Source organism: Synechococcus sp. CCY 0621, assembly GCF_019038465.1.
Classification (GTDB): domain Bacteria; phylum Cyanobacteriota; class Cyanobacteriia; order PCC-6307; family Cyanobiaceae; genus Cyanobium.
Map to the genome: position 1 here is coordinate 1 of NZ_JAFKRH010000089.1, position 242 is coordinate 242.

Genomic DNA, 242 nt, shown 5'->3' on the forward strand with positions numbered 1-242 from the left:
CTGCTGGTGTGCCTGGGGGTGACGAGCCTGGGTGTGGCGCTGCTGATTCCGCCTTTGGAGAGCGGCTCGTATTTCATCGTGGCCCTGAAGGCGCTGTTCGGCTGGTCGAACAACTACCTGATGGGTCAGCTGGATTACTTCGCCCGGGATGCGGACCTGAACCCATTTCTGCACACCTGGTCGCTGGGTGTGGAGCAGCAGTTCTACCTGGTGTTTCCGCTGCTGATGGTGGGGATCGGCTA

Annotated in this window: 1 pseudogene; it reads left to right on the top strand. The window is 60.7% G+C overall.

What is annotated here, in order from left to right:
* Positions 1-242, top strand: a pseudogene (locus KUG43_RS16740) (acyltransferase family protein); the annotation flags it as partial.